The 22,468-nt window shown below is 61.6% G+C and carries 11 protein-coding genes; 7 read left to right on the top strand and 4 right to left on the bottom strand.

Going from position 1 to position 22,468, the window contains the following annotated elements; translation table 11 throughout:
* Positions 1 to 4: 4 nt before the first annotated feature.
* Positions 5 to 2,200, bottom strand: coding sequence for a UvrD-helicase domain-containing protein (locus ACXMDP_RS07610; protein ID WP_259729606.1), 2,196 nt, complete (start codon positions 2,198 to 2,200; stop codon positions 5 to 7).
* The gene (locus ACXMDP_RS07605) at positions 2,197 to 8,751 is read right to left on the bottom strand and encodes a DEAD/DEAH box helicase (RefSeq protein WP_259729607.1); all 6,555 of its coding nucleotides are present in this window, start codon (positions 8,749 to 8,751) and stop codon (positions 2,197 to 2,199) included. Before ACXMDP_RS07605 ends, ACXMDP_RS07610 begins: the two co-directional genes overlap by 4 nt.
* 187 nt (positions 8,752 to 8,938) lie before the next feature.
* Here ACXMDP_RS07605 and ACXMDP_RS07600 point away from each other — a divergent pair, with 187 nt between their 5' ends.
* Both ACXMDP_RS07600 and ACXMDP_RS07595 read left to right on the top strand, forming a co-directional pair.
* Positions 8,939 to 9,319 (top strand): MbcA/ParS/Xre antitoxin family protein, encoded by a 381-nt coding sequence (locus ACXMDP_RS07600; RefSeq protein WP_259729608.1) that lies wholly within the window; start codon positions 8,939 to 8,941, stop codon positions 9,317 to 9,319.
* Between the two features lie 53 nt (positions 9,320 to 9,372).
* The gene (locus tag ACXMDP_RS07595; RefSeq protein ID WP_457767213.1) at positions 9,373 to 10,062 is read left to right on the top strand and encodes an RES family NAD+ phosphorylase; all 690 of its coding nucleotides are present in this window, start codon (positions 9,373 to 9,375) and stop codon (positions 10,060 to 10,062) included.
* Between the two features lie 14 nt (positions 10,063 to 10,076).
* Here ACXMDP_RS07595 and ACXMDP_RS07590 read toward each other — a convergent pair whose 3' ends face one another.
* Positions 10,077 to 12,569, bottom strand: a complete 2,493-nt coding sequence (locus ACXMDP_RS07590; protein WP_259729610.1) for a 3'-5' exonuclease — start codon at positions 12,567 to 12,569, stop codon at positions 10,077 to 10,079.
* 216 nt (positions 12,570 to 12,785) lie between these two features.
* On the opposite strand from ACXMDP_RS07590, the gene ACXMDP_RS07585 reads away from it, so the two are divergent.
* From ACXMDP_RS07585 to ACXMDP_RS07565, 5 genes are all read left to right on the top strand, one after another.
* The gene (locus ACXMDP_RS07585; RefSeq protein ID WP_259729611.1) at positions 12,786 to 14,258 is read left to right on the top strand and encodes a TerB family tellurite resistance protein; all 1,473 of its coding nucleotides are present in this window, start codon (positions 12,786 to 12,788) and stop codon (positions 14,256 to 14,258) included.
* Positions 14,255 to 15,130 (top strand): hypothetical protein, encoded by an 876-nt coding sequence (locus ACXMDP_RS07580; RefSeq protein WP_259729612.1) that lies wholly within the window; start codon positions 14,255 to 14,257, stop codon positions 15,128 to 15,130. Before ACXMDP_RS07585 ends, ACXMDP_RS07580 begins: the two co-directional genes overlap by 4 nt.
* 159 nt (positions 15,131 to 15,289) lie before the next feature.
* Positions 15,290 to 16,114, top strand: a complete 825-nt coding sequence (locus ACXMDP_RS07575; RefSeq protein ID WP_457767193.1) for a TIGR04255 family protein — start codon at positions 15,290 to 15,292, stop codon at positions 16,112 to 16,114.
* Positions 16,008 to 16,712: a hypothetical protein gene (locus ACXMDP_RS07570; protein ID WP_259729613.1), complete on the top strand. Its 705-nt coding sequence runs from the start codon at positions 16,008 to 16,010 to the stop codon at positions 16,710 to 16,712. Before ACXMDP_RS07575 ends, ACXMDP_RS07570 begins: the two co-directional genes overlap by 107 nt.
* 2 nt (positions 16,713 to 16,714) lie before the next feature.
* The gene (locus tag ACXMDP_RS07565; RefSeq protein WP_259729614.1) at positions 16,715 to 17,431 is read left to right on the top strand and encodes a hypothetical protein; all 717 of its coding nucleotides are present in this window, start codon (positions 16,715 to 16,717) and stop codon (positions 17,429 to 17,431) included.
* 133 nt (positions 17,432 to 17,564) lie between these two features.
* On the opposite strand, the gene ACXMDP_RS07560 is transcribed toward ACXMDP_RS07565, so the two are convergent.
* Positions 17,565 to 22,466, bottom strand: a complete 4,902-nt coding sequence (locus tag ACXMDP_RS07560) for an Eco57I restriction-modification methylase domain-containing protein (protein ID WP_259729615.1) — start codon at positions 22,464 to 22,466, stop codon at positions 17,565 to 17,567.
* Positions 22,467 to 22,468: the final 2 nt, after the last annotated feature.

The raw sequence follows: 22,468 nt of genomic DNA, 5'->3' as shown, positions 1-22,468 counted from the left end.
TGGCTCAGCCTCCGGGCGTCAAAAAGGACGATGGCTTACCGCTGTAGGTCACGATCACCCTCTTCTTTGCTCGGGTCGCTGCGACATGGAGAAGCGACCGCTCCTGCTGTTCAAACAGCTCCCGCGAAACCTGATCCGGCCGTCGGTTCAGTTCAACGCGGTAGGGCATCTGTTCGACCGTGAGCTCGGGGATGAAGACCTGATCGAATTCCAACCCTTTGACGCGATGCATCGTGGCGACGCGCAGGGCCGGATCGCTGGGGTCATCGGCTTCATTGGCCTCAATCAGCCGAACGGAGAACCCAGCCTTTTCCAGGGCCTGGGCGACACGGTCTCGGCCTGACCTGGTCCGCAGGGTGACGCAGGTGGAGGCAAGGTTGCCATCGACCCCGCAGAGCTGGGTGAGGGCGTCCCGTAGAAAGCGCTGTTCATCAGCGGGGTCCTCGAACCCCCTGAGCACGGGCTTCTCGCCGTGGAGCAGCGAGCGGTAATCGCTGCTGGGGTCGTTGCCACCATCAAGGTCATCAAAGTCGATCCCCTCCAACACAGCAGTTGCCCAGGCGCGGGTCTCCTCGGTGGTGCGGTAGTTGATCCGCAGCTTGCGGGAGCGGCCGCGCACATCGATGCCGCAGCGTCCGAGCACGATCGGTCTGCCGTAGATGCGCTGATGGGGATCGCCCACGATGAAGAGGTCGTTGGCATGGGGCTCGCCTGCCAAGACCCGGATCAGTGAGAACGAGGCGACATCGAGGTCCTGGGCCTCATCAACCACCACCGCCACATAGCGCCCTGCATGGTCGGCATTGCGCAGCAGATCCGCTGCTGCGGTTTTGGCCTCTTCCGGTTCCCAGAGCCCGCGCTGCCGAAACTCAGCGCGCAGGGCATCAAACACCGGCCAGATCTGAGCACGCTGCTGTTTGCTCAAGCGGGTGCCGCGGCCAATCCTCCTTGCTACGAGGTAGTCGTCGCGGGAGCGGCAGCCATTGGCTAGCACCACGTCCTTCCATTCCTCCCGGTAGAAACGCTCCTCCAGACCTATGGCGGGGTCAGCCACATCCATGGCGAGACTCCAGCAGGCATCACGGGCTTCGTCGTTGAAGACCCGTACCTGAAGTCCCTGATTCTTGAGAAAGTTCATCACCCAACCATCAAGGTGGATGACCTCGATGCGCCGGAGCTCTTCCGGGCTGCAGATCTTGGCGAGGTTGCTGCGGATGTCGGTAGCGAGGTTGCGGGTGAACGTGGTGAACAGCACCTGGCCCGGGGCACCAGAGGCGAGTAAGCGATTGGCCAGCCAGCGGGCGCGATGCATGGCCACCACCGTCTTGCCCGTGCCGGCTCCACCGAGTACCCGCACAGGGCCGTTCCACTCGCGATTCACTAGTCGCCGCTGGCTGGGATGCAGGAACACCCGCCACTGCTCGAGCGGGGCCGAGAGCATGGCCTCCAGCTCGTCATCGTCGGTGATGACGAGAAACTCCGCCTGGCTCTCAGGTGTGGCCAATGCCGTGGCCACATCCTCGGGGTCGATGTGGGCGGGCCGCTGGCGCTCCAGCTCCTCGATCACGGCCTCGATTGGCTTTCCCTCGGCCAGCAGGATCAGGCCATCGACGCAATCCTGTGGCACCCATTCGATCAGCCGCGCCAGGGCCTCCTCGCTCTGGACAGCACGTACGGCCGGTAGAAGAGCTTCGGGAACGCCGAGCAGCATGAGCTGGTCATCGTCGCAATGAGCGAACAACGAAGCCAGCTCTGCGTTGGTCAGACTTTCCTTGCTGGAAATAGCACTCAGAGCTGCTGTGGTGGCTTCGGTGTAAGCCGCTGCGGTCGCACCCTCCACGGCGCTTTCGGCCGCCTCCACATCGACGATCTGCAGGGCACCGGAGACCCGGTTGACGTGGCAGGTCTTGCGCCGGGCCCAGTCGTAAGCATCGTCGTGCTTATCGATCCAGAGCAGAACGTAGGTGTCCCCCTGTTCGGGTGCCCGCAGGATGCAGCGGATGTCCTGATCGACCCGGATCGAGCGGATCATTGGGTCCTTGCCGCCCTCGATGCGCTCGTAGTTGAGGCCAGGGCTGCGGGGGTTGTCCCGAAACTTCGAGATGAACGCCGCCACCTTGCCGCGGGCCTTCTCCGGCAACTGGTTGAGGGCCTTAAGAAAGCCGGTGGAAAGGGCAACGGTGATGCGGGGTTCGCTCATCGGGGGAGAGGGGCGGGGCAGGTCTGGAGTCGTTCGAGCAATGCGCTGGCCGTCTCATCGGGTGGGTCCTCAGCCAGCCAGCATTGCCAGCCAGCGGCCTCAAAAGCGGGTTGGTCTCCTGACTCCAGCAGCAGGGCCAGGCGCTGTTGGGGCCAGGCCAGATCGGCCATCGGTCCAGCAACGTCTCCCCTCGCTCCCTCCAGCTCGTAGCCGAGATCCGGGAAGGTGATTTTCTCTTGCAGGAGCAGATCCCGCAGCTTCTCGAGAACAGGCCTTGATGCAGGTTCCGCCAGATCGAGAGCCTGATCCCATTGGCGCTGCAGCTCGGGGTTGCTGGCTACGGCACCTCCTCTGCCGTTCGCTCCTGTCAGTCCAGCCACCCACACGGTGGGGGGATCCACAGCGGCGGTTTGTTCCGCTCCGGACCAGCCGGGGGTGATGAGCAGCATGTGGGGCAGGAACTGGAAGAGGTTGCCTTGACGTAGCCACTCCTGCCAGGCGGTCTGCTGCTGCTGATCCGAGTCGGCGGGTTCGGGATCGAAGTGGATGGTGCGGAAGCTGGCAGCAGGGTGCCGGCTGCCATGGCGCGCTTGATCCAGCAGGTTCAGTGCACGCAGGCCAGGGGCAATGGCCAGGAACTGGCCCAGCCGACGACCGGGCTCATTGCCTTGCCACTCGGCCAAGTGCTCAGCCAGGGCAAGCTCAGCCACGGCATCCTGGATTAAAGGGGAGTCGAGCGGGGCCGCACTGCCCTGGGCCAGGCAGAACAGCTGCGCCAGCCCCTGCCACAGGCTCTCCGAAGGGTTGGCTAGATAGGCCATCAGCAGCTGCAAGCTGTTCGCTCCCTGCGCTTCGCGGGGCATCAGCAGTGGTGGCTGAGAAAGGTTCTGGAGCAGAGTCTCAGGCCACCAGCGATCGGTGAAGGTCTCGGGGCAGGTGGCAAAGGCCGGCACTACGCCAACCGCCAATCCATTGGGTTCGAGCGGAATCTGGGCGCTGGGAAGCTTCTCAACCACGTCGGTCCAGCTGAGCGACCACACCAGATAACGGCCGCTGCGCTGCAGGGCCATACGTTGGCGGGCGTCATCGGCGAGGCGGCCGCGGTGAAACTCCCAGCCATCGGTGTAGATGGCGATCGGCTTTCCGCCTGCGGTTGGGGTGAGCAGGAAGTCAGCTCGGGAGAACTCCGCTACGCCCTCGCCCTCACCCAGGGGCACTTGCTGCTCCACCTTCCAGGTGGTGGCCGACGGCCCGCTGCCGATCTTGAGGAGATAGCCGATGCGGCCATGGATCACGTCCTGCTTGAGCACAACCGGCAGGCCATCAGGGGCACCCTTACCTGTGCGAAGGGCCTCGAGGAACCTCAGCTCCAGTTCGCTTTCGGCCCGGCTGTTGATCGTGATCTCCGAAAGGCTGCAGTCGGTGGCCTTGAGGTCACCCCAGCGACGCAGGATCGCCTGCAGCTGCTCAAGGGCGCGGCGTTTGCTCGTGCGTTCGCGATCAAAGCGCTGGCGGTACATGAAGATGCAGCGGTAGCAGCCATCGCTGCAGGGGCAGGCCTGCAGAGCCGCGAGCGAGCCCTGGAACACCTCGCGCAGATCCTTGCCGCCCTGCTCCATCAACTGGCGTACGTAGCCCGTGCCGCCTGGGACGGAATCAAAGAGATAGAGGAAGGTTTTGCGTTGCTGGCTACCGGGCTGGGGTTCTTCCCCAAGTGCAGAGCGCAGGTGGTCCACCTTCCCGCCGAAGCGATGGCGTAGGCCCAGATGCAACGCACCCACGAAGGAGGGCTGGCCCTCCTCATCCCAGAAGCTGGCACCGGGCAAAAGGAAGCGCACCGCCTCGGAGCTGAACTCCCGGTACATGAACAGGAGATTGCGGAGTTGAGCGTTGTCGGGCTTCTCGCGGTAGGTACAAGCCCAGGTGTGGTTGGAGGCCTTGGCAGGACCGCGCTGCACCTTGCCGCAGCTGCGGCAGAGCTCGAAGCCCCTCACCCGTAGCCCCTTGCCGGCGATGTTGTGCGTTGCACCAATAGGGGTGAGCTCCCCGAAGTTGATCTCGCGGAAGGTGGTGCTGGCCAGGTATTCAGCGCCGAAGGGGAATTCCTCGTCGTCTACGACCAGGGAGATCTCGCGTCGGGCCAGATCGGGAAGGATTAGCAGTTCGCGGTGGAAGAAGAGCGGGTTGCGCTCATCGGTGTCGTCCCCAAAGCGGCTGCGGGCGTCTTCTGTGGTGGCCTGCACCTGGCGCAGGCGGGTCATCTCCTTGATCTGGCCATGGTCGGCGTAGCCGCTCTGGCCGCAGCGGGGGCATTCCTTGCGGTTGTAGTCGTCGTCGGTTTCGCGGCAGGCGAAGGAGCAGGAGGGGCAGAACCGCCAGCGCTCCGATTTGTTGAGGTTGGGATCGATCTGATCCACCTTCACCCGCCGTCCCTGGGCATAGAACTGGCCATCGGGCACCAGTTCACGGATGGCCACGTTGGCTGGCCGCTCGTAGCTGAGGGTTGGCAGCTCCTCAGTGCGACGGGCAACACCGCCGCGGGCGGGCAGGCGGCGCCAGAGCACCGACTTCAGGGTGACGCCGGCTTCCGGGAAGGCGTAGTTGGGTAGGAAGCCCTCGTCGGTGAGCATGGCCAGCAGGGGGCGGCCATCAAGATCCTTGCGCAGTTGGTTGTAGGCGATCTGCTCGCGCCGGATCGAGTCTTTGTCTTCCCGCTGCTGCGCCAGCAGGGAGGTATCCGGGATGGCGGCGAGCTTGTTGAAGCGCTCACGGAGTTTGGTGGCCTCGCTGCGCAGGCGCTTGCGCTCGGAGATCAGCTCCTCGAGCCGCCCGATCAGGCCCCTGGCGTAGGCCGCAGCGAAGGCACCGGACTCGTCAGCGTCGGGGGAGCTGAGGAAATAGGCCCTCAGTTCCTGACGGCTGGGCTTCTGCAGCTGTTCATCGAAGAACCCGAGGAAACGATCAAGCAGGGCCGTCTGTTCGGTGCTGCACCAGCGCAGCCATGAGTAGGGGAAGGCGTCGGGGATGGTGGATTCCCGGCCGGCCTGCTCGACTGCATCGAGGACGGGCTTGAGCTTGCGGGGCAGCGCCTCTGCGGTAATGCCGCTCTGCACCCAGCGATCGATCGTGTAGGCCAGCAACTGGCGCTTGAGTATGGCGGCGGCGTCGAGATAGCAGCCGGGGGGACTGACCTGCCCCTGCAGCATCTCGCGGGGATCGGTGAAGAAGTAAAGGTCGTGGGCGGTGCCGGTGACGATGGTGCCGACCACGGCATTGCCATCGCGGCGGCCGGCGCGGCCGATGCGCTGGAGATAGTTGGCAGGTTCCGGTGGCACAGAGGCCAGCAGCACAGTGGAGAGATCACCGATGTTGATGCCCATCTCCAGGGTGGAGGTGGCGGATAGCAGGTTGGGATCGCTGCGGTACTTGCCGCGGATGAACTGGGTTTCGAGCCGCTCACGATCCGGACGCGCCAGCAGGCCGGTGTGCTCGCGGGCCACGATGCGATGCACCTCACCGCGCTCATAGAGGCGGCGGTAAAGGGGCAGGCCAGCGCGGGGATCAAGGCGGTAGTGGCCCGGGCAGTGGCGAACCAGGCAGGACAAGCCATCCCAGACAGGGAGCTGTTCGGTGAGCACGCTCTGCCCATCGCCGCAGCACCCACAGCGCACCAGCTGGGGCTGGGCAGAGACCAGCAGCACCTGGCGCGGAATCGCCCAGATGCGTTCTCCGCGGCCTCCAACAAACTCCTGCAGCAGGCCGGCTTCGGTCAGTGCGGCCACAACGGCATTCAAGGCTTCCTTCTGTTGTTCGGCGTCGAGGAGTGCGCTGGCCTCCAACGTGCGCGTCAACCAGTGCTGGCTCCATGTGGGGTGACCCTTCTCGCGCACCAGCTGCTGGAAGCTGCCCTTGCCACGGTGGCTGGTGAGGAAGATCGGCCGGGTAGACGAGTGACCGAATTTGGGGGTGTGAAAGATCTGGTTGAACTTGAAGGTGTTCTCCGCTCCGCTACTGAGGTACTCAGACCCTTTGTCATCCAGGCCCACCAGCTCGGGAACGGCGATTGCGCCGCGTTGGCGCAGCTGATGCAGCAGACCCACCACCAGCTGTTGCAACTGCCCGATCCGGGCATGGCGCAGGGGATCCACCTCGTTCTGCAGGCGGGTGAGCAGAGGAGCCAGTAGGGCCTGGATGCGGGCTGGATCCACGCCAGCCGCGAGCGACCCTGCCTGCTCCACAGAGGAGCCGAGGCGGGAGCGGTAGCCGAATTCAGCGGCCACCTCCCAGCGCAGGCGTTCGCAGACGGTGCGCACCAGGAAGCTTTCGGCCCCCAGGACTGGTTTGTCCTGGTTTTGCAGCTCATCCCACTCCCTCAGCCATTCGAGATCTGCCGGCAAGAAGGTGGCGGCGAAGTCCACTGGGTTCGGCAGTTCAAGCTGCCAGTGGCTGATCAGCTGGTCCTGCAGCTGGTCGAGGGGCAGAGGCCCGGTTTCCTGCAGGGTGTGGGTGAGGGCGGTGCGGAAGGAGGTGCGGTAGGCGCGGGCGGCGATGAAGCCGGCGCGATGGGCGGCGTCCTGCACTGAATCAGAGAAGGCCAGCAGCTTCTTGTCGCCGTTGAAGGAGGAGGCAAAGAGTGAGGCGCTCCAGGTGCTGGTGAGGTTGGCGGCCGAGGTACCCACCAACAGCAGGCCCTTCTGGGCGTTGCAGTAGGGGCAGTCGCGGCTGATGCGGGGATGGTTGTTCTCATCGAGGTAGCCGCAATCGGGCATGTCCACCAGCAGCAGCTCCCGGCTCTGGCAGTTGGTGCAAACGTCCTTGAGGTCTTTGGGGGCGTGGAACGAGAGGCAGTCGGCACAGAGCACCTTGAGGCTGGCCGCTTCTGGTGAGGCGTCAGGCTGAGGGGCGCCAGGTTGGAAGGGCTGCTGGGGGAAGAGGTAACGAACCTCGCTCTGGCCGGAGAAGTAGGCCTTGTAGAACGCCCGCAGGTTCCCGGCACGGTCGAGGCGCTGGCTGCCTTGGTTCAGCAGGGTGGAGCTCCAGGCAGTGGCACCACAGTCCCGGCAGTGCACCACTGGCAGATGGGCGCCGCTTTCCTTGCCGGCCAGGTCGTCGGAATGGAGCAACTGGGGCTCAGCCTCCACCGAAGCCACCATGCGCTTGAGCTCCCGCAGCCACAGCTGCACCCGCAGGTTCAGCCAGGGCACCACCACGGGCGTGCCATCGAGCTTGTCGGTGGTGCGGCGGGCATGGGCCAGCAAAGCCAGCAGGCTTTCCAGCAGCAGCACCCTGTAGGGCAGGGGAAAGCGATCCCCAAGGCCGAGCTGTCGGGAGAACCGCACCAGCAGCTCCTCGATGGAACAGGTGGTGGCGGCCTGGCGCACCAGGTTGTGTACCGCAGGCAGGGTGCCAAGACGCAGCCCCAGTGCGAGGCGCCATCCCTCATCGGCTACGTCATCACCTGGGGGCGCCAGCAGGGTGTCGGCCAACCAGAGCTCCGCCTGCTTCTGGATGTAGGCGTCGGCGCTGCTGGCGTGTTCAGGATCCAAGGCCTCCATCGCCTCGAGTCCAGGCAGAGGTAGGGCGAAGAGGCCCTCCTCGCCAAAGGCCGTATGGATGGTGAAGAACTCCTCTGGGCTGAGCCGTTCCTCCTCAATCAACGAATCCGGTTCGAAGCAGCTGGCGAAGATCTGCCCGGCGTAGTCGCGCATCGCACCCCGCGATTCGGGGCCACCCAGGGTGGCGGAAGTACCGACGCACACCAGCTCGTCGCCCGGGCAATGGAGGCGATCACGCAGGCGGCGAATCAGGCAGGCCAGATCAGTGCCCTGGGCGCCGTCGAAGGTGTGGAACTCATCTACCACCAGGTAGCGAAGAACGCTGGTTCCATCCGACAGCTTGCCGTTGTGCTGCCACAGGCTCTGCACGTGCGGCTGTAGCAACAGGTAGTCGAGCTGCTTGTAGTTGGTGAGCAGGATGTCGGGCGGAGCCTTGTGCAGGGCGTCCTTGTCGGTGATCACGCTGGTGGCGCTCATCGCCGCGGTGGGGGCTTCGTCGGACGCGCCGATGTAGAGACCAGAGCGGAGCCCAGCCAGGGCGGGAATGGTGTGGATCAGATCAGCGATGCGACGCGCCTGGTCGGTGGCCAGGGCGTTCATCGGATAGATGAGGATCGCCTTGATGCCCCGCTGGCCCTGGGCGTGTTGCAGGCGGCAGTGCTCCAGCACGGGCAGCAGGAAGCACTCGGTTTTGCCTGAGCCCGTACCGGTGGCCACGAGCGTGTTGCGGGGCGTTCCGGGCAGCAGCCGATCGAAGGCTTTCTCCTGGTGGCGGTAGGGCGGGAAGGGCAGCGGTATCTGAGGGAACCAATCGCGGCCGGAGCCCTGGTGGAAGGGCAGCGCCACCGACACGTAGGGGCCTTTGAGGATGCGCTCCCGATCGGCAAGGAATCGATCGATCAGCCCCTTGAAGCCCGGCGTGGTGGGGTGAAAGGCAGTGCGGATCGCATCGCAGGCGACCTGCTCCAGCTCGCTGGCGACAACCGAGGGGAGCAAGTTGCTGGGCCGAGCTGCAGGAACAGGCTAAGGGAGATCGCTGGTCTGCCAAGCGGTTTGAACGATTCAGCCCAGGTCAGACGCCGGAGAAGCGCGGGCCTCCGGCCGCTACTGAGTGACTCAATCGAGGCAAGTAGTTCCAGTTTGCCGCGACTGAGGCATACTGGGACGACGAAGGAGAAGGCAAGTGGCCGTTCAGACCAAGCCCAGCGAAACCACCAGCAGCGTCAACGAGAACGTCCTGCTGCGCAAGGCGTTGCAGCGAGCCGGCGAGGAGCTGGGCCTGACGGCCCAGGAAACAGCGCAGGCGATCGGCAAGAGCCGCACGTTCTTCGAGCAAAACCGGGCTCAGGGTCGCATCGATCCCCACACCCGACAGATGATTGCCCTGGTGCTGCGTCTGCATCGCAGCCTGTCCGCCCTGGTGGGCGACGACACGACCTTGATGAGGCATTGGCTGGATACAGCCAACCGCCACACCAGAGGGATCCCCCGGCAGCAACTACAGAATCCGGTGCAGTTGGTGGAAATGGTGCAGTATCTCGACGCGATGCGCGGTCGGCCGTGAGCCCGGCGCCACAGGTTGATCTAACGACCAGCGCTCGACTGGATGGTGTGGTGATGCGGCTGGTGGAACAGCAGGGTGCTCAGGCCACGCGGCGCATAACCGACAGCCTGGATGAGCAGGCCCGGTTGGAGGAATTTCTTGAGTCCAGCAAACCGGAGCTGCCGGATGCGGAAGAATGTCCCGTGCGGCATCGGCTGCTGCTTACTCCGTTCCGCTATCCGAAACCCTACGGGTCGCGCTTTTCCAGGCCCAGGGAACGGGGCCTGTTCTATGGCTCACGATCACGCTTGGGTTGCCTCCTGGAGGGGGCCTACTACGAGCTGGTATTTCAAGGCGGTCCTGAACGGCCATTTCCGCGAAGCGCGGCGATGCGCAAAACCTTGTTCCACGTGGACGTGAGCACGGAGCTTGGACTGCAGCTGCAACACCAACGCTCAAAAGCACTGCAGCGTTGCTTGCGTGATCCCGTAGATACCCGGTTTGCCCAGGCCACGGGCCAGCGGATGCGTGAGGCCGGAGTTGAGGCCTTTGAATACCACTCGGCCCGCAGCGATGACGAGGTGGTGCAATTTGGCGCGATCAGCTGTTGCGTGTTTCAGAGCACACCCTTTGATCAGGTGGATGTGCAGGTGGAGAGCAGTGCAGTGGAAGTGGCCTTCCGATGTCTGGACGACAACAGCGTGTGGCACTTCCAGCGGGGGCAGTTTGAGGTGAATGGCATCATGCCGGAGCCTTCGGCCTGAATCCCTGGCCGTGGTCAGGCAGGGTGGAGCAGCTTCACCACCCAGTTCTGCGGCTCATGGCGGGCCAATAGATCGAGCCCTTCCTGAAGGGGCAGATCCAGTTCACGGTTGAGAATGTCGCTCACCAGCTGATGGACAAGCTCAAGGGCCACGCGGCGTTGGAGATCAAGCGGGCGCCAGAAGGTGCGTTTCTTCCCATCACCACTGCCGTTCTCGAAGGCCTTGAGGGCCTCGCTGGCCTGGCGCGATCGAATCGCTGGCGCTGAGGTATCACGCATCAGGATGAACTGCACCTGGCGGTGTTGCAGCACCAATTGGTTGAGATTGCGCAGTCGGGCATTGACTGACGTGCCATTGGCCACATGCAAAAAGGCAATGCAGCGCGACGGGCCGGTTCCCTCGATCAGCAGGTTGTCGGGAACCCGCTTGTTTCCCAGTCGCAGTGCGCCCACCCGAAGGGGCCGCATCTGCTGATAGCCCAGGCAGATCTGTCTGAGCTTGCCGGCATCGTCGGACTCGTCAATGATCTGAGGGTGCTCCCAGCGCTGGCGGAGGGTCTGGAGGGACGCCTGGTGGTAGCGGAGGAAAAGCGACTCGTAGGTGAAGTCGGTGTCATCGATCGAGGGTGCGGTTGAGCCCGTTACGGGTACCAGCCGCACCTCGGCATCCATCACGTCCTCGGGCTCCATCCGCTGGGGTACGAGCTGGGGGGCAAGGGCATCAGAAGTTGCAACGTCCTGGGATGCCTGTTGTCCCTCCAGGGCATCCAGCCGATGCAGGATCAGGGTCAACTGTTGCTCCAGGCCCAGTAAACGCTGATTCAGGGCGAATCCATGCTGCTCACGGGTGGGCACAGCCGACGCAGGTGCCAAGGGGGGCAGCGGAATGCCGCGAACGCGGTGTTCAAACAGGGCACCGGCGCGGTTGAGGCAGCTCCGAATCGACGGTTGCCGCACGAGTGACGTGAGCTCGTCGATGGAGAAAAGCTCCAAGGAGCTGGCCTCCAGCGGCTCGAGCCGCAGATCCAAGATGGCCTCAAATTGATCGGGCCGGGGCTGTTCCAGCTGGATCACATGCTGGGCGACCCTGCCGGTGATGCTGCCGTCGAAATCGGCCTGGAACTGCTGCCAGCGATCCGGGAAGAGTGTGACCAGCACCAGGGCATGGGGCACATGCGTGAACAGCTCCTTGATCACCTCCCCGAACCGCAGCAGCACGGGGCGGTTGCCCTCCAGCCACAGCCCCTCCAGTTGGTCGAACACCAAGATCAAGGGCTGGTCGAGGCAACAGAGCAGTCCGATCACCCTCAGGGCCTGGAGCGAAAATTCCTCCCGCAGCTGCTCGTCATTCCAGGGGCTGAGGCCCTCCAGCTCTCGGTCTACCGGCTCATGCTCGCCGGTGGCCAGCCAGCGACGGCAGCTCTCGCGGCGCCGAGGTTCGCTGTAGCGGCAAAAGCGCAGCAGACCCTGGAGGATCTGCCGCCCGAAGCCCGAGGCGGAATGGTGATCAGCCCACCAGCGCAACAGGCAGGCCTCGATGCGCTCCCAACGCTGGCGGCGGGCATCGCTGCCCTCCTGCCCCAGGCGTCCGAGGTCTTCGGCCTCGAGGGCGCTGAGGATCTCGCGATCCCGTTCGGTGGTGGCGCCGCCTGCAGCGACAATCCTGCGGATCGAGCGGATCAGCAGAAGGTCCAGCTGGCTGTGGGGTCCTTCCCCCACCCGTTCCACCAGCGATTCCAGGGTGCGGGAATAAACGTGGAAGAGAACGCTGGCCGCCTGGGTTGGCTGGCGGATGAAGAGGAGGCGGTTGCTGGAGAGCACCTCCTCGGCCAACCGCATCACCAGGTGGGTCTTGCCCGCACCTGGTTCACCGATCAGCACGGCCCCTTGGGATTGGTGGTTGGCATCGGCGCCCACACTGCGCAGCACGGCGGAGAGTCGAGCGAAGGCAGTGCTGTTGACTTGCCGCTCATCGGCGAAGTGCTGGAAGGGGGTGTCGACCCTCGAGCTGCTGAAGGGGTTAGCCGCCTGCGCCAGGCGGCGACATAGTTGATCGCGCTGCAGGTGGCGGAACAGCCGCTGGGTGAAGCGCGCGTCGTAGGCGGCCTGGTGAGCCGCGTCAGGACTGAAGGGTTCGCTGCCGACGCCCAGCTGATCGCAGAGGGATCCGAGGGAATAGGACTCCAGGCGCGGGTGCAGTTGCTGGGCCATCGCCACCGTGCACAACCAGTCGAGCACCGGCGGGGTAAGGCCGCAGGCCTCGAAGCTGGCGCTCAGAACGGTGCGGTCGTGTCCGGCGTTATGGGCCACCAGCTGGCGGCCGCGCAAGAGCAAGCGGAGCTCGCGAAGCAGATCGGGCAGAGGCCGCACCAGATCATTGCTGTGGTAGCAGTCGCCCTGATCAGGGGTGAAGGCCTCGAGCAGCAGCTCCCCGCGGGCATCGACCACGGCCACCTCACGCAGGATGGGCGACCCTTCGGTGTCGATGACCAGGAAGTCAGCACCCATGCTGGCCTACACGTACCCGATGAAGTCTCCCCTGAAAACCTGTCAGAGGAACCAGGCGAGGGGGGATCTGACGCCGTGAAAGCACTCCTTCACGGCCGCGGCCCGCCGGGGGAAGCGGGATCAACCTTGGCCGTGCGCCATTGGGCCAAGGGTCTAAGCGAAATCGACCGATTGGACTGGATTGCGACTATAAGAACCTCGACTTGCCCAATCCCCTTGGTCGACTCCAACCCAGCTGCCGAGGGCGGTGGTGGCTATGACGCCGAGGCAATCAAGGCCGGCATCCTGCAGGAGATCGCGGATCTGAAGGAAACCGTCCAGGCCTTCGGGGTCCAGGCGATCAAGGACGGCAGCTGGTTCAACAAGTTCCTCAAGAGCTGCCTGAGCAGCTACGAGCGCAAGGTGATGGAGCTGGGCGGGGCCGCCTACCTGCGGGGCAAGTATCCGGGCCTGCCCACCGATGCGGTTGCCGGCAAGCTCTGCGAGCTGGCCGAGAAGTACGCCGCTGTTGCCGGCGGGCTTTCGGGGGCCACGGCCAGTGCTGCGGTGCTCACAGCAGGTGTGGGCTTGCCGGCTGCGATCACGGCAGTGATGGCGGAGGTGTTCTTCACCGTGCGCCTGCAACTGCGGTTGGCGTTCGATCTGCACCTCGTCTACGACATCCCCCTTGCTGCCGATGACCCGGAGGAGCTCACCCGGCTGTTTGCGGTGGTCTATGGGGTGAAGGCGGCGGAGGTGGGCGGGCTGGGCCTCAAGGCCTTGGGGCCGGAGGTGGCCAGGGCTCAGCTGTTCCGCCTGATCCATGGCAACACCCCGCTGATACAGGCCGCGGCGAGCTCGGTGCTCGGCCCCAGGATCGCCAAGCAGGTGACCCAGAAGGCAATCCTCAAGACGGCCGTGCCGATCGTTGGGGTGGGGATCTCCGCGGGTTGGAACTACGCCACCACACGGGTGATGGGAGCGCGGGTGAGCCATGGTGTGCGGGTTTCGGCGGCATTGCGGGAGGAAACCCGGCGGCTGCAGGGGCACATCGGCCGCAACGAACAGGCGGAGGTGGCGGTGCTCGAAGGCCTGATGGCCTTAGCTCTGGCCGACAGGAACTTCGACGACAAGGAACGGGAGGTGTATCTCACCTTCCTCAAGCAGTTGGCCTTGCCGGAGGAAGAGCTGCAGCGGCTGGCCGAGAAGGTGAACGCCGATCTCGATGGGGCCTGCGCGGCGTTGCGTTCGATCCAGGAGCCCGCCAACCGAGAATCGGTTGCCCTGGTGTTTTGCCTGATTGTGGCGGCCGATGGCGAGCTACAGAACGCTGAGCAGGAGGTGCTGGCTCGGCTGCTGGAGGCCCTCGGCCAGGATCATCTGCTCGAAGAGTTGCCCGCATTGGCCAAGCGGTTCCGCCGGGAGGATGGCGCGTTCGATCAGGCGCTATTCGCCGCTGGGGATGTGGCCAGTCGGGCCGGGGCGAAGGTGGGCGAGGCCTTGGGCTGGGCGGGCAAGCTGTTCAGCAAAGACAAGCAAGTGGAGACAGGCGCCGCTTCCGTGGACTTCGAGGCGACGGTGGTGGAGAAAACTAATGAAGTGATCCTGGCCGGAATGGAACGTCTTACCCAGCGGTTTGCGGCTGGGGAGCTCAGCCAGGAGGAGTACAAGGCTCAGTTCGCGGTGCTAATGGAGCAGCTGAAAAGATGAAATACGAACCGATCATCAAGCTCTCGCTCAAGAGTCACCCCGAGCTCACCGAGCGATGGGTGCAGGACCGGATTGCTGAAAACCCTCAGATCCTTGGGTTGGGGGATGTTGTGCTCAAGGACAAGGAGCGCATCCAGCCCAGGGCCGGCCGATTGGATCTGCTGCTCCAGGACGCAGAGGCAAGCCACCGCTACGAGGTGGAGGTACAGCTCGGCAAGACGGATGAATCCCACATCATCCGCACGATCGAATACTGGGACATTGAGCGCAAGCGCTATCCCCAGTACGAGCACACGGCGGTGATCGTGGCGGAGGAGATCACGGCCAGATTCCTCAATGTGATTTCCCTATTCAACGGCACCATCCCCTTGATCGCGATCCAGATGAGTGCGGTGCAGCTCGCAGGCACAGTTTCACTGCTCTTCACCACCGTGCTGGATGAGGCTCGCTTCGGATTGGTGGATGAGGACGAGGAGGTGCAGGAGGTGACCGATCGCTCCTATTGGGAGGCGCGGGGTTCGAAGGCCACCGTGGCCATGGCCGATGAGGTGCTGAAGCTGGTGGCGGAGTTCGCTCCTGGTCTTGAGCTTAAATACAACAAGTTCTACATCGGTCTGGCCACCAATGGGCAGCCCAACAATTTCGTGCAGTTCAGGCCGCAGAAGAATGCCTTGAGGGTGGAGGTGCGCCTTCCACAATCCCAGGAGACGGAAGCCACCATTGAGGCCTCCGGGTTGGATGTCATGGACTACGACAAGCGCTGGGGGCGCTATCGGCTACGGCTTGGCAAGGGAGAGGTAGCCAAGTTCTCCGATGTATTAAACGCGCTGGCGAAGCAGGCTTTTTTGGGGGCTAGCAAGGGCAGTGATTGATATGCCACGAAGCACAGCAAAATCGGTTTCATGCTTGGCCTCAAGACAACCATTATCCCCAAGCAAGGGTCATTGTTATTTTATGAAGTTGCCAATTTATGAATACCAGAGCTCTTGGCTTAATCACACTAAATATGATTTGCACTTTTCGAGAAGCCGATGTATACTACCCGTCATCCAGCAGCGAGCACTCACTTAAGCATGAGATTTCCCGATTCTCAACGAGTGACTTACAGCGCCAACCCGTTGGTGGAGGTCATTTGTCAGCTGAAGTTCCCGAAAATACTAAGGATAGAGTACGAAGCCCCATATAAGCTTCAAGACGCAATTCGAGATGAGTATCCAAATATTAATTGCATACAGGGCAATTCAGTAACCATAGCATCTGCGGATTTATCGATTGTCCAATCAGAGGCTGATCAAAGATTTGTTTCTTATGAGTTCATTCATGAGTCAGCAGAGTGGAAGCTGACGCTCGCCAGTGACTCGATCGCTCTTTCAACTCTAAATTATACTAGATGGGAGGATTTTAGAGAACGCCTTTTCAAGGCGCTCGAAGTATTCAATAGCATTTATTCTCCAGCATCGTTCTCAAGGGTTGGGCTTCGGTATCAAAATCTGATTGTCCGTTCTGAGTTAGGGCTTGGGGATACCACTTGGAATCAGTTGCTCAAGTCGTCAGTTCTAGGCTGCTTGGTGTCCACAGATTTATCAGAGTCCGATTTATCAGATGCGTTCCTAACGTTTGGTTGCAGCCTGAATGTTGAGGGTGCTATACTCCGTGTCAGAGCAGGCTTAGCCAAGAAGGATGGCTCGGATGAGGTCTGCTATTTGATTGACTCGGATTGCTACACAGAATCAACCCTCGAATTCGCAAATGTCCGTCAAGTTCTTGACCAGTTCAATAAGCAACTCCGAAATTTCTTCAATTGGGCCATCACGTCAACGCTACGAGACTCCTTGCGACCAAGCTCAGTCGAATAGTGTAATATTTATTTCTTCGCATTATTTAAAAGACGCTCACCAGGCTTCGTCAATAGATGATGTCGTTCTGGTAGATTTCTCCGTCACCCTTAAGAATGCCGACATTCGAAGATACTATTTTACCCGTTCAGTATCTTCTTTTCTTGGCCATCCAGTCCCATGGCCGCGCTTTAGTGATCAGCTAAGCCCTAGCTTGCCAGATTCAGTATATCAAGCTTTTTGTTCTTTGACAAACTCTTTTATTCAAGACGAAAGACATCTTTATATTGAAGCGGGGGCTATCGTTGATTGGCTTATGGATGCTTCCGACATAATTCATGATAAGGCTGCACATTATTTAACTAAAATGCCCGATCTGAGCAAGCATATCTTCCTGGCTTCACTTACTAACGCAGAATTTTCTACGGATTGTAGATATCTGATTGACTTCGTGGCCGATATGATCAAAAGCGATAATAGGCGTCTTGCTCAGTCTGCTACTGCTTTTCTTATGCTTTGCTGTAGTGGCGAGGGGGTCCAAAGAGTGAATATGGCTCTAGATAATGAAAGTTTACCACATAGAGACTTGGTGGTCGGTATAGTTGACATGGTTTGCTGAGTATGCTTGGCTGGCTTTCGACTAAAGCAAAGAGTATCATTCGAAATAATCACATAAATGGCTTTGTCCGCCTTTGCAATAATCAAGTTGAGTTCTTGAGTATCCTTAATGAGGTGCGCTCATGTAGGGGAGGGCCATGGAGTGACGACCTGATTAAGCGAGTAGAAGAATACATATTATGTGGAGCCAATAGTGGCATATCTGTGTACAGGCTAAAGGTATTGAGCTCTTTAGATATTGGCCATGCCCTAGGAGTTATTGCAGTTGGGATTTCTCGTGATGACTTTAGATCTACAAAAGGCAAGAAAAGAAAGGTGCACTGCACGACGGGAACGATTATCTTGCCAGTCAAAGCGCTAGACAAAACTGTCAAGTATACTTACTCTCCAAGTTGTAATCTTAATTTTCATCCTGCAAATAGATTTCACTATGATCTTGCCATTGAAAGTTTGCGCGATTTCTCGATTTTAATTTTAGATGCACTTAGTACCGGAAATGCTTCCTGGGCCATCCTGGGAAATGATAAGAATTGGAAGTGGAGCTATTGCACCCAAGCTCGGGTTGCTTATTCGCATTGCATTTTGCGATATGGATCACTCAACTGTGAGATGCCTCCGAAAAGCTGGAAGGATGGCAAGGAAATTCCAGCAAAGGAGCAAATTGATACGCTAGCGCATCTTGCTCAAATGCATTTACTTGAAAGACAAGACGCTTCCTAGCAAGAGACACCATTCATCCTAGGGGCACCTCAAAAAATCGGCCTTGCCTCGACCATTGGCCAAGGCTGACGCCGGCTAGGACATGAGTCTCAATTGGTACTTCCAGGGTAAACCGGTATTGTTCGAGGTGCCCCTAGGTTGATTCACTGGTTAACCTCTCCCAAACCCCCCGATAATCCTCCACCCGATCACACCTATCAAACGGCGCCTGATAAGTGATCGTGCGCTCCACCGGCCCCCCAGGCAGGGTGTCATCGAGGATGGTGCGGGAGACGGTGCCGGAGGTCATCCCCTGGATGTCTTCCCAGCCGGTGGTCTTTTTGGGGCCGCGGCCGGAGCCCTTGCGGGGGAAGCCGACGCCGGAGAGGCCCTTGCTGGAGGTGAAAACGATGCGGCCGTTCTGGTCGTACCAGGTATCGCGTTCGTATTGCTGCATCACCGGGAACTGCACGCGGTAGATGGTGATTAGCTCCTCCAGAGTGAGGCCGAGGGCCTGGGCCACCAGCACATCGATCTCCACCAGGGCATTGCGGCGGGCGTAATCGGTGCGCAGGGCGCAATCCCTCTGCCAGGTGGGCGTGAGGTTGGTGAAGAAGCTGTTGGGCAGGCGGGGATCGTCTTTTGGCCAGCGTTGCTGGAGGAAGGTTTCATCCCAGCACTCGGCCCAGAGATCGGCGTAGAGGGTGGTGAGGCAGGTAAGAGCCAGTGTTCGAATGCAAAGAGGCTCTGTAGTCTCTAGGGCAGGGAAAGCTTCCCAGGTGTAGTGGAGATTGCTCCTTCCAGTTGACTTGATAAAGAAGTCCGCAAGCAAGCTCGAGCCGAATGCAGCTTGAGAAAGAAGTCGCGCACTATCTTTGAAGATGGTAGTCTGAACTCCGTGAATATGGCCAACTCTCTTTGGACAGATTGCGTTAATGTAGGTTCTTTCGCCGGCAGCCCCTATCATGCCTCTCGCTGCAATCCGATAAAACTCTGTTACCAGCTTCTTTTCTCCCCAGGGCACCCGAGGTGTGCGAGAGCGGTACTCAGAGGGTGATAAATCCGGGCGGTAGTTCGTGCGAGGGAAATAGTCGTCCGGCAGGCTGGTGAGATCGAGACAGTCGTAGTGGCCCTTCTCTGTGCAGATGGCACGGGGCGTTTTATAAAGGGGAGAGCCCACGTAGAAGTGGGGGCCTGAGAGCAACAGCTCACTGGCATCCGCTGGAAAGCTGGTGTTACGACGAATTGTGCCGTCTTTCTGGGCGTTCGTTTCGTGCCACATTTCCAGGGCGATGTAATCACCTTGCAGATCACCCAGTCGTTGAGGCGCCGCTGCAAACTTCTCCAGTACGCTCTGCAGTTGCTGGGAATGCAGCGCCGGCAGGCGCGCCTGGCGAGCGGGCGTACCCGTTTCGTCGTAGAGCTGGGCGTAGAGAGCCAGGCTCTGCTCACACACTGGAATCAGGCGCTGGCGGTGACCAGCCATGTTCCATTGGTTGTCGATGGTTTTGATGCCACCCACTGCGCCATGGCCGTCGTGGGCAAAACAGGCATCCACGGTTTTGCTGTGAAACAGATTCGCCAGATGGATGAAGCTGGGTTTTCGCGTTGGTCCGTAGATGTTGAGGCTGTACTTCACGCGATGTCCGATCGGGAACAGCATCAGCTGGTTCTGGAACTGAAAATGATTGCGCAGCCGCTCATAGAGGACATGACGCAGTGCCCCACCCTTCGGATCGTCATACACCCCCTCCGGATGCAGGAAACCACTTACGCCCTGCTCTGACGCCATCCGCCAAGCCTGGGGCAGGAAGCATTTGAACAGGTTGGTCTGGCTGCCCTTGAGCAGGGGATAGTTCGCCACCGCATTCAGGAAGGCCTGGCTGCCCGCCTGCCCCACGTACTCCTCCAAGTAGGCCGCCTTCAGAGCAGGGTGCGCTGCGAAGGCCTCGCTGCGCACCTTGGACAGATCACTGGCGCTGAGCTTGCGCACCAGCACCATCGGATCCACATCGCCGATGATCCCCTTCTCTTCCCACTCCACCTTCAGCCAGGGCGGGTTGCCCACGATCAGATCGAAGCCACCGCCCTGGAGCACATCGGCGAACTCCAGATCCCAGTGCAGGAACCTCTGTCGCTCGGCGGTGGCTTCTATCAGCTTCAGGCGCGGGAACTCCGCTACCAGCTTTGTCTTGTTCACATAGCCATGACGATCCGAGAAATCCACTGCCAATTGCTTGGGCTTCGTATCGGGCAGCAGTTGCAGCTGCCCTTCATCGGCCTCCAGGCTGGATTCCAGATCCCCCAGCACCATGCTCAGCTCCAGCAGCCACTCCTCGCGGCTGGGGAGTAGCAGCGTCTGTTCCAGCGGCCAGAACCACAGGGCGCACCAGTAGTCCATCGCCAGCTTCAGCCGCAGCCGCGCGTTGGCATTGGCCACCCCCTCGCCGGCCACCTCCTGGGCCTGAATGAGGTCCTTCAGGCTCAGGGACTTGGCCACACCCTTGGCTCCATCACCCGGTTCCTCCCACACCGGCAGCGGATCGGTGGTGCGCTCCCGCACCTGGGCCAGCTCCGGGATCCACTGCTGCCACAGCCCGTCCACCAGGCGGCTGAGCCGCTGCAGGGTGCGGATCTGCTGCTCGCTGAAGGGGGCCTTGATGGCCGCGGCCTGCCAGCGCTTGCAGCGCTCGATCGCCTCGGGCACCAGGCCCTTGATCACCTTGTCGCCGTAGGCAGCCATGCCCGGATCGGGCAGCAGGAAGTGGAAGATGGCGTCCTCCGGCAAGGGCACGCCCCAGGCAAGCTCCTCGGGGGGCTCCTCATGCCAGAGCTTGTTGGGCTTGGCCTTTCGGCCCGTGTCGGCGGGCAGCTGGTTCACCCGATAGATCTGCCGGCGGGCGCCGATCAGGGAGTTGCCCACCTGCAGCTGCTGGCCGAACCAGGGCACGAAGGCGCGGCCATTCTCCGGTTGGTAGATGCTGTTGAGCCACAGGCTCACCTCCGCCAGCTCCACCGCCACCGGGTTGAGGTCGATGCCGAACACATTGCGGTCGGCCAGGCGCATCTTCACCTTCTGCAGCTCGGTGTTGTAGCGCTCATGGCTGATCGTGCGGCCCGTTTCCTGCTGGCGCAGCTCCAGATAGGCCTGGGCCAGCTGGTTCACCACCTCGTTCAGGAACGCCGCCGAGCCCATGGCCGGCTCGCACACCTTCAGCTCCAGGATCTCGGCCGAGGTTTTGCCCGGCAACAGCTCCTTGAGGGCGTACTTCACCAGGCACTGGGTGAGCGATTCAGGGGTGTAGTAGCTGGCGCTCTTCTCGCGGTCACGGCCAGCCAGGCGGTAGATGAAGGAGCCCTTGGGGTAGCACTTGGCACTGCCGGTCTTCGGGTCCACCACGATTTCATTGGCCCTGTAGGCCGTGAGCCGCTCGGCGGTCACGAAGTGGCCCACATCGAGTTCGTCGTGCTCCTGGCCGCTGGCTTTGGGGGTGCTGCCATCGTCGCCGGTCTCGTCGCCCGACTCCTCCTCAGGGTCCTCGTCGTTGCTGCTGGTGGTCTTTTTCTTCGGGGCTGGCTGCACCTCGTAGAGGTCTTCTTCGGCGAAGAAGCCACGGAAGCTCAGCAGCGCCTCATACACCGCCCCCAGCTGGTTGATGCCGAGCTGCGAATAGCTCACGCGGCCGCGGCGTTTTCCCTTGCCCTCCTTGGTGAGCGACATCAGCTCGATCACCTCCCGCAGCACCACGTTGCGGAAGCGCACGCGGCTCAAGGTGGGCACGCGCGCTGGGTCGAACAGATGGGCCTTCAGCGGTGTCAGCCGGAAGCTGTCGTGGAAGGGATCCTCCGCGTCGGCCAGGGGCAACTGGGCTGTTTCGTCTTCGCGCTTGGGGTAGCCCTCCCAGATCATCTGGAACAGCCGATCCAGCGAATCGCTGATGTAGGTGCTCTCCTTGTCCTCCTCACTGCCCAGCTCGGCTGAGTCCATGTCCCGCAGGCTCTCGAGGCTGTAGCCGAGGCGATACACGTCGCTGCCCATCGGCGCATAGCCCAGATCCGGCCGGCTTTCGATGTAGAAGAGAAACAGCAGCCGGTACATGTACCGGAGGCACTCAAAGGTGAGGGCCTTGGCGTCGGTTTCGCCCTTGTAGACCCCCTCGCGCGCCTTGGTTTTGAGCCACGTGATGGCCTCATTGCCCAGCAGTTCAATCGAGCGGCGCAGGGCGTACTTCAGATCGGTGGAAACTTCGTAGGCGTGCTTGTGGCTGTTCTCGTCCAGCTCATCGAGTAGCGGCGTGCCGCCCCCGCTCGGGCAGGTGTGTTCGCGGTGCAGCAGGGTGGCCGCGGCCAGCAGGGCATCGGGGTTGTTGTCCCCCAGGAGCGTGTCGAGCTCGAAGCGCAGCAGCCGTGACGCCGCCCACTTCTGCCGGTCGATCAGCAGCAGCTGGTCGCGGCTCACCGCCAGCACCCAACGCGGTGGCACGTCCTGGCCGAACACCCGCTCGCTGATGAGCACTTCCCAGCTTTCGTTGCCCTGACCGTCGCCATCGGTCAGCACCGTTCCCAGCGACGGATCATCGATCTGGCAGCCCCAGCGGCTGACGATCGTGAGTTCCAATGGATCGGCAGGCTCATCGTTGGGGTTGAAGCACTCCACCGCCCACAGCCAGGGTTCGCCCTTGGCATTGGTCACCTCTGCGAGCAACGGCACCTGGTAGGCCTCATCGCCAACCAGCACCGGCTCAGCCTTGGGGACATAGGGATAGCCGAGGGCCTCCAGCAGCGGCTGGAAGAACAGCTCTCTCTGCAGCCGCAGCCGCTCGGCTGGGTCGTTGCTGATGCCAAGTTCGGCCTCCCTCAGCCTCTGCCAGGGCCTGCGCAGGGCCTTGAAGCGTTGCTCGGGGGTGCTGATCTCCGCCGTGGGATCGGCCTCCAGTTGCTCCCTCGCGGCTTCGAGCCAGCGCTCACGAACCTTCTTGATGTCGCCCGTGAGCACGCTCTCCAGGTAGTGAGCGGAATAGAACTCGTTGGCGTTGCTGATGCCGGGAAGGGCCATGG

The organism is Cyanobium sp. ULC065 (assembly GCF_977927515.1).
The sequence above is the reverse complement of the archived record's forward strand: the minus strand, read 5'-3'. Positions and strand labels throughout refer to the sequence as shown.

What these genes read in the sequence shown, in the direction of transcription:
- ACXMDP_RS07565 (WP_259729614.1), top strand. Translation starts at nt 16,715, where the DNA reads ATGCTTGGCTGGCTTTCGACTAAAGCAAAGAGTATCATTCGAAATAAT.
- ACXMDP_RS07560 (WP_259729615.1), bottom strand. Translation starts at nt 22,466, where the DNA reads ATGGCCCTTCCCGGCATCAGCAACGCCAACGAGTTCTATTCCGCTCAC.
- ACXMDP_RS07590 (WP_259729610.1), bottom strand. Translation starts at nt 12,569, where the DNA reads ATGGGTGCTGACTTCCTGGTCATCGACACCGAAGGGTCGCCCATCCTG.
- ACXMDP_RS07570 (WP_259729613.1), top strand. Translation starts at nt 16,008, where the DNA reads ATGTCCGTCAAGTTCTTGACCAGTTCAATAAGCAACTCCGAAATTTCT.
- ACXMDP_RS07580 (WP_259729612.1), top strand. Translation starts at nt 14,255, where the DNA reads ATGAAATACGAACCGATCATCAAGCTCTCGCTCAAGAGTCACCCCGAG.
- ACXMDP_RS07575 (WP_457767193.1), top strand. Translation starts at nt 15,290, where the DNA reads ATGTATACTACCCGTCATCCAGCAGCGAGCACTCACTTAAGCATGAGA.
- ACXMDP_RS07610 (WP_259729606.1), bottom strand. Translation starts at nt 2,200, where the DNA reads ATGAGCGAACCCCGCATCACCGTTGCCCTTTCCACCGGCTTTCTTAAG.
- ACXMDP_RS07595 (WP_457767213.1), top strand. Translation starts at nt 9,373, where the DNA reads ATGCGGCTGGTGGAACAGCAGGGTGCTCAGGCCACGCGGCGCATAACC.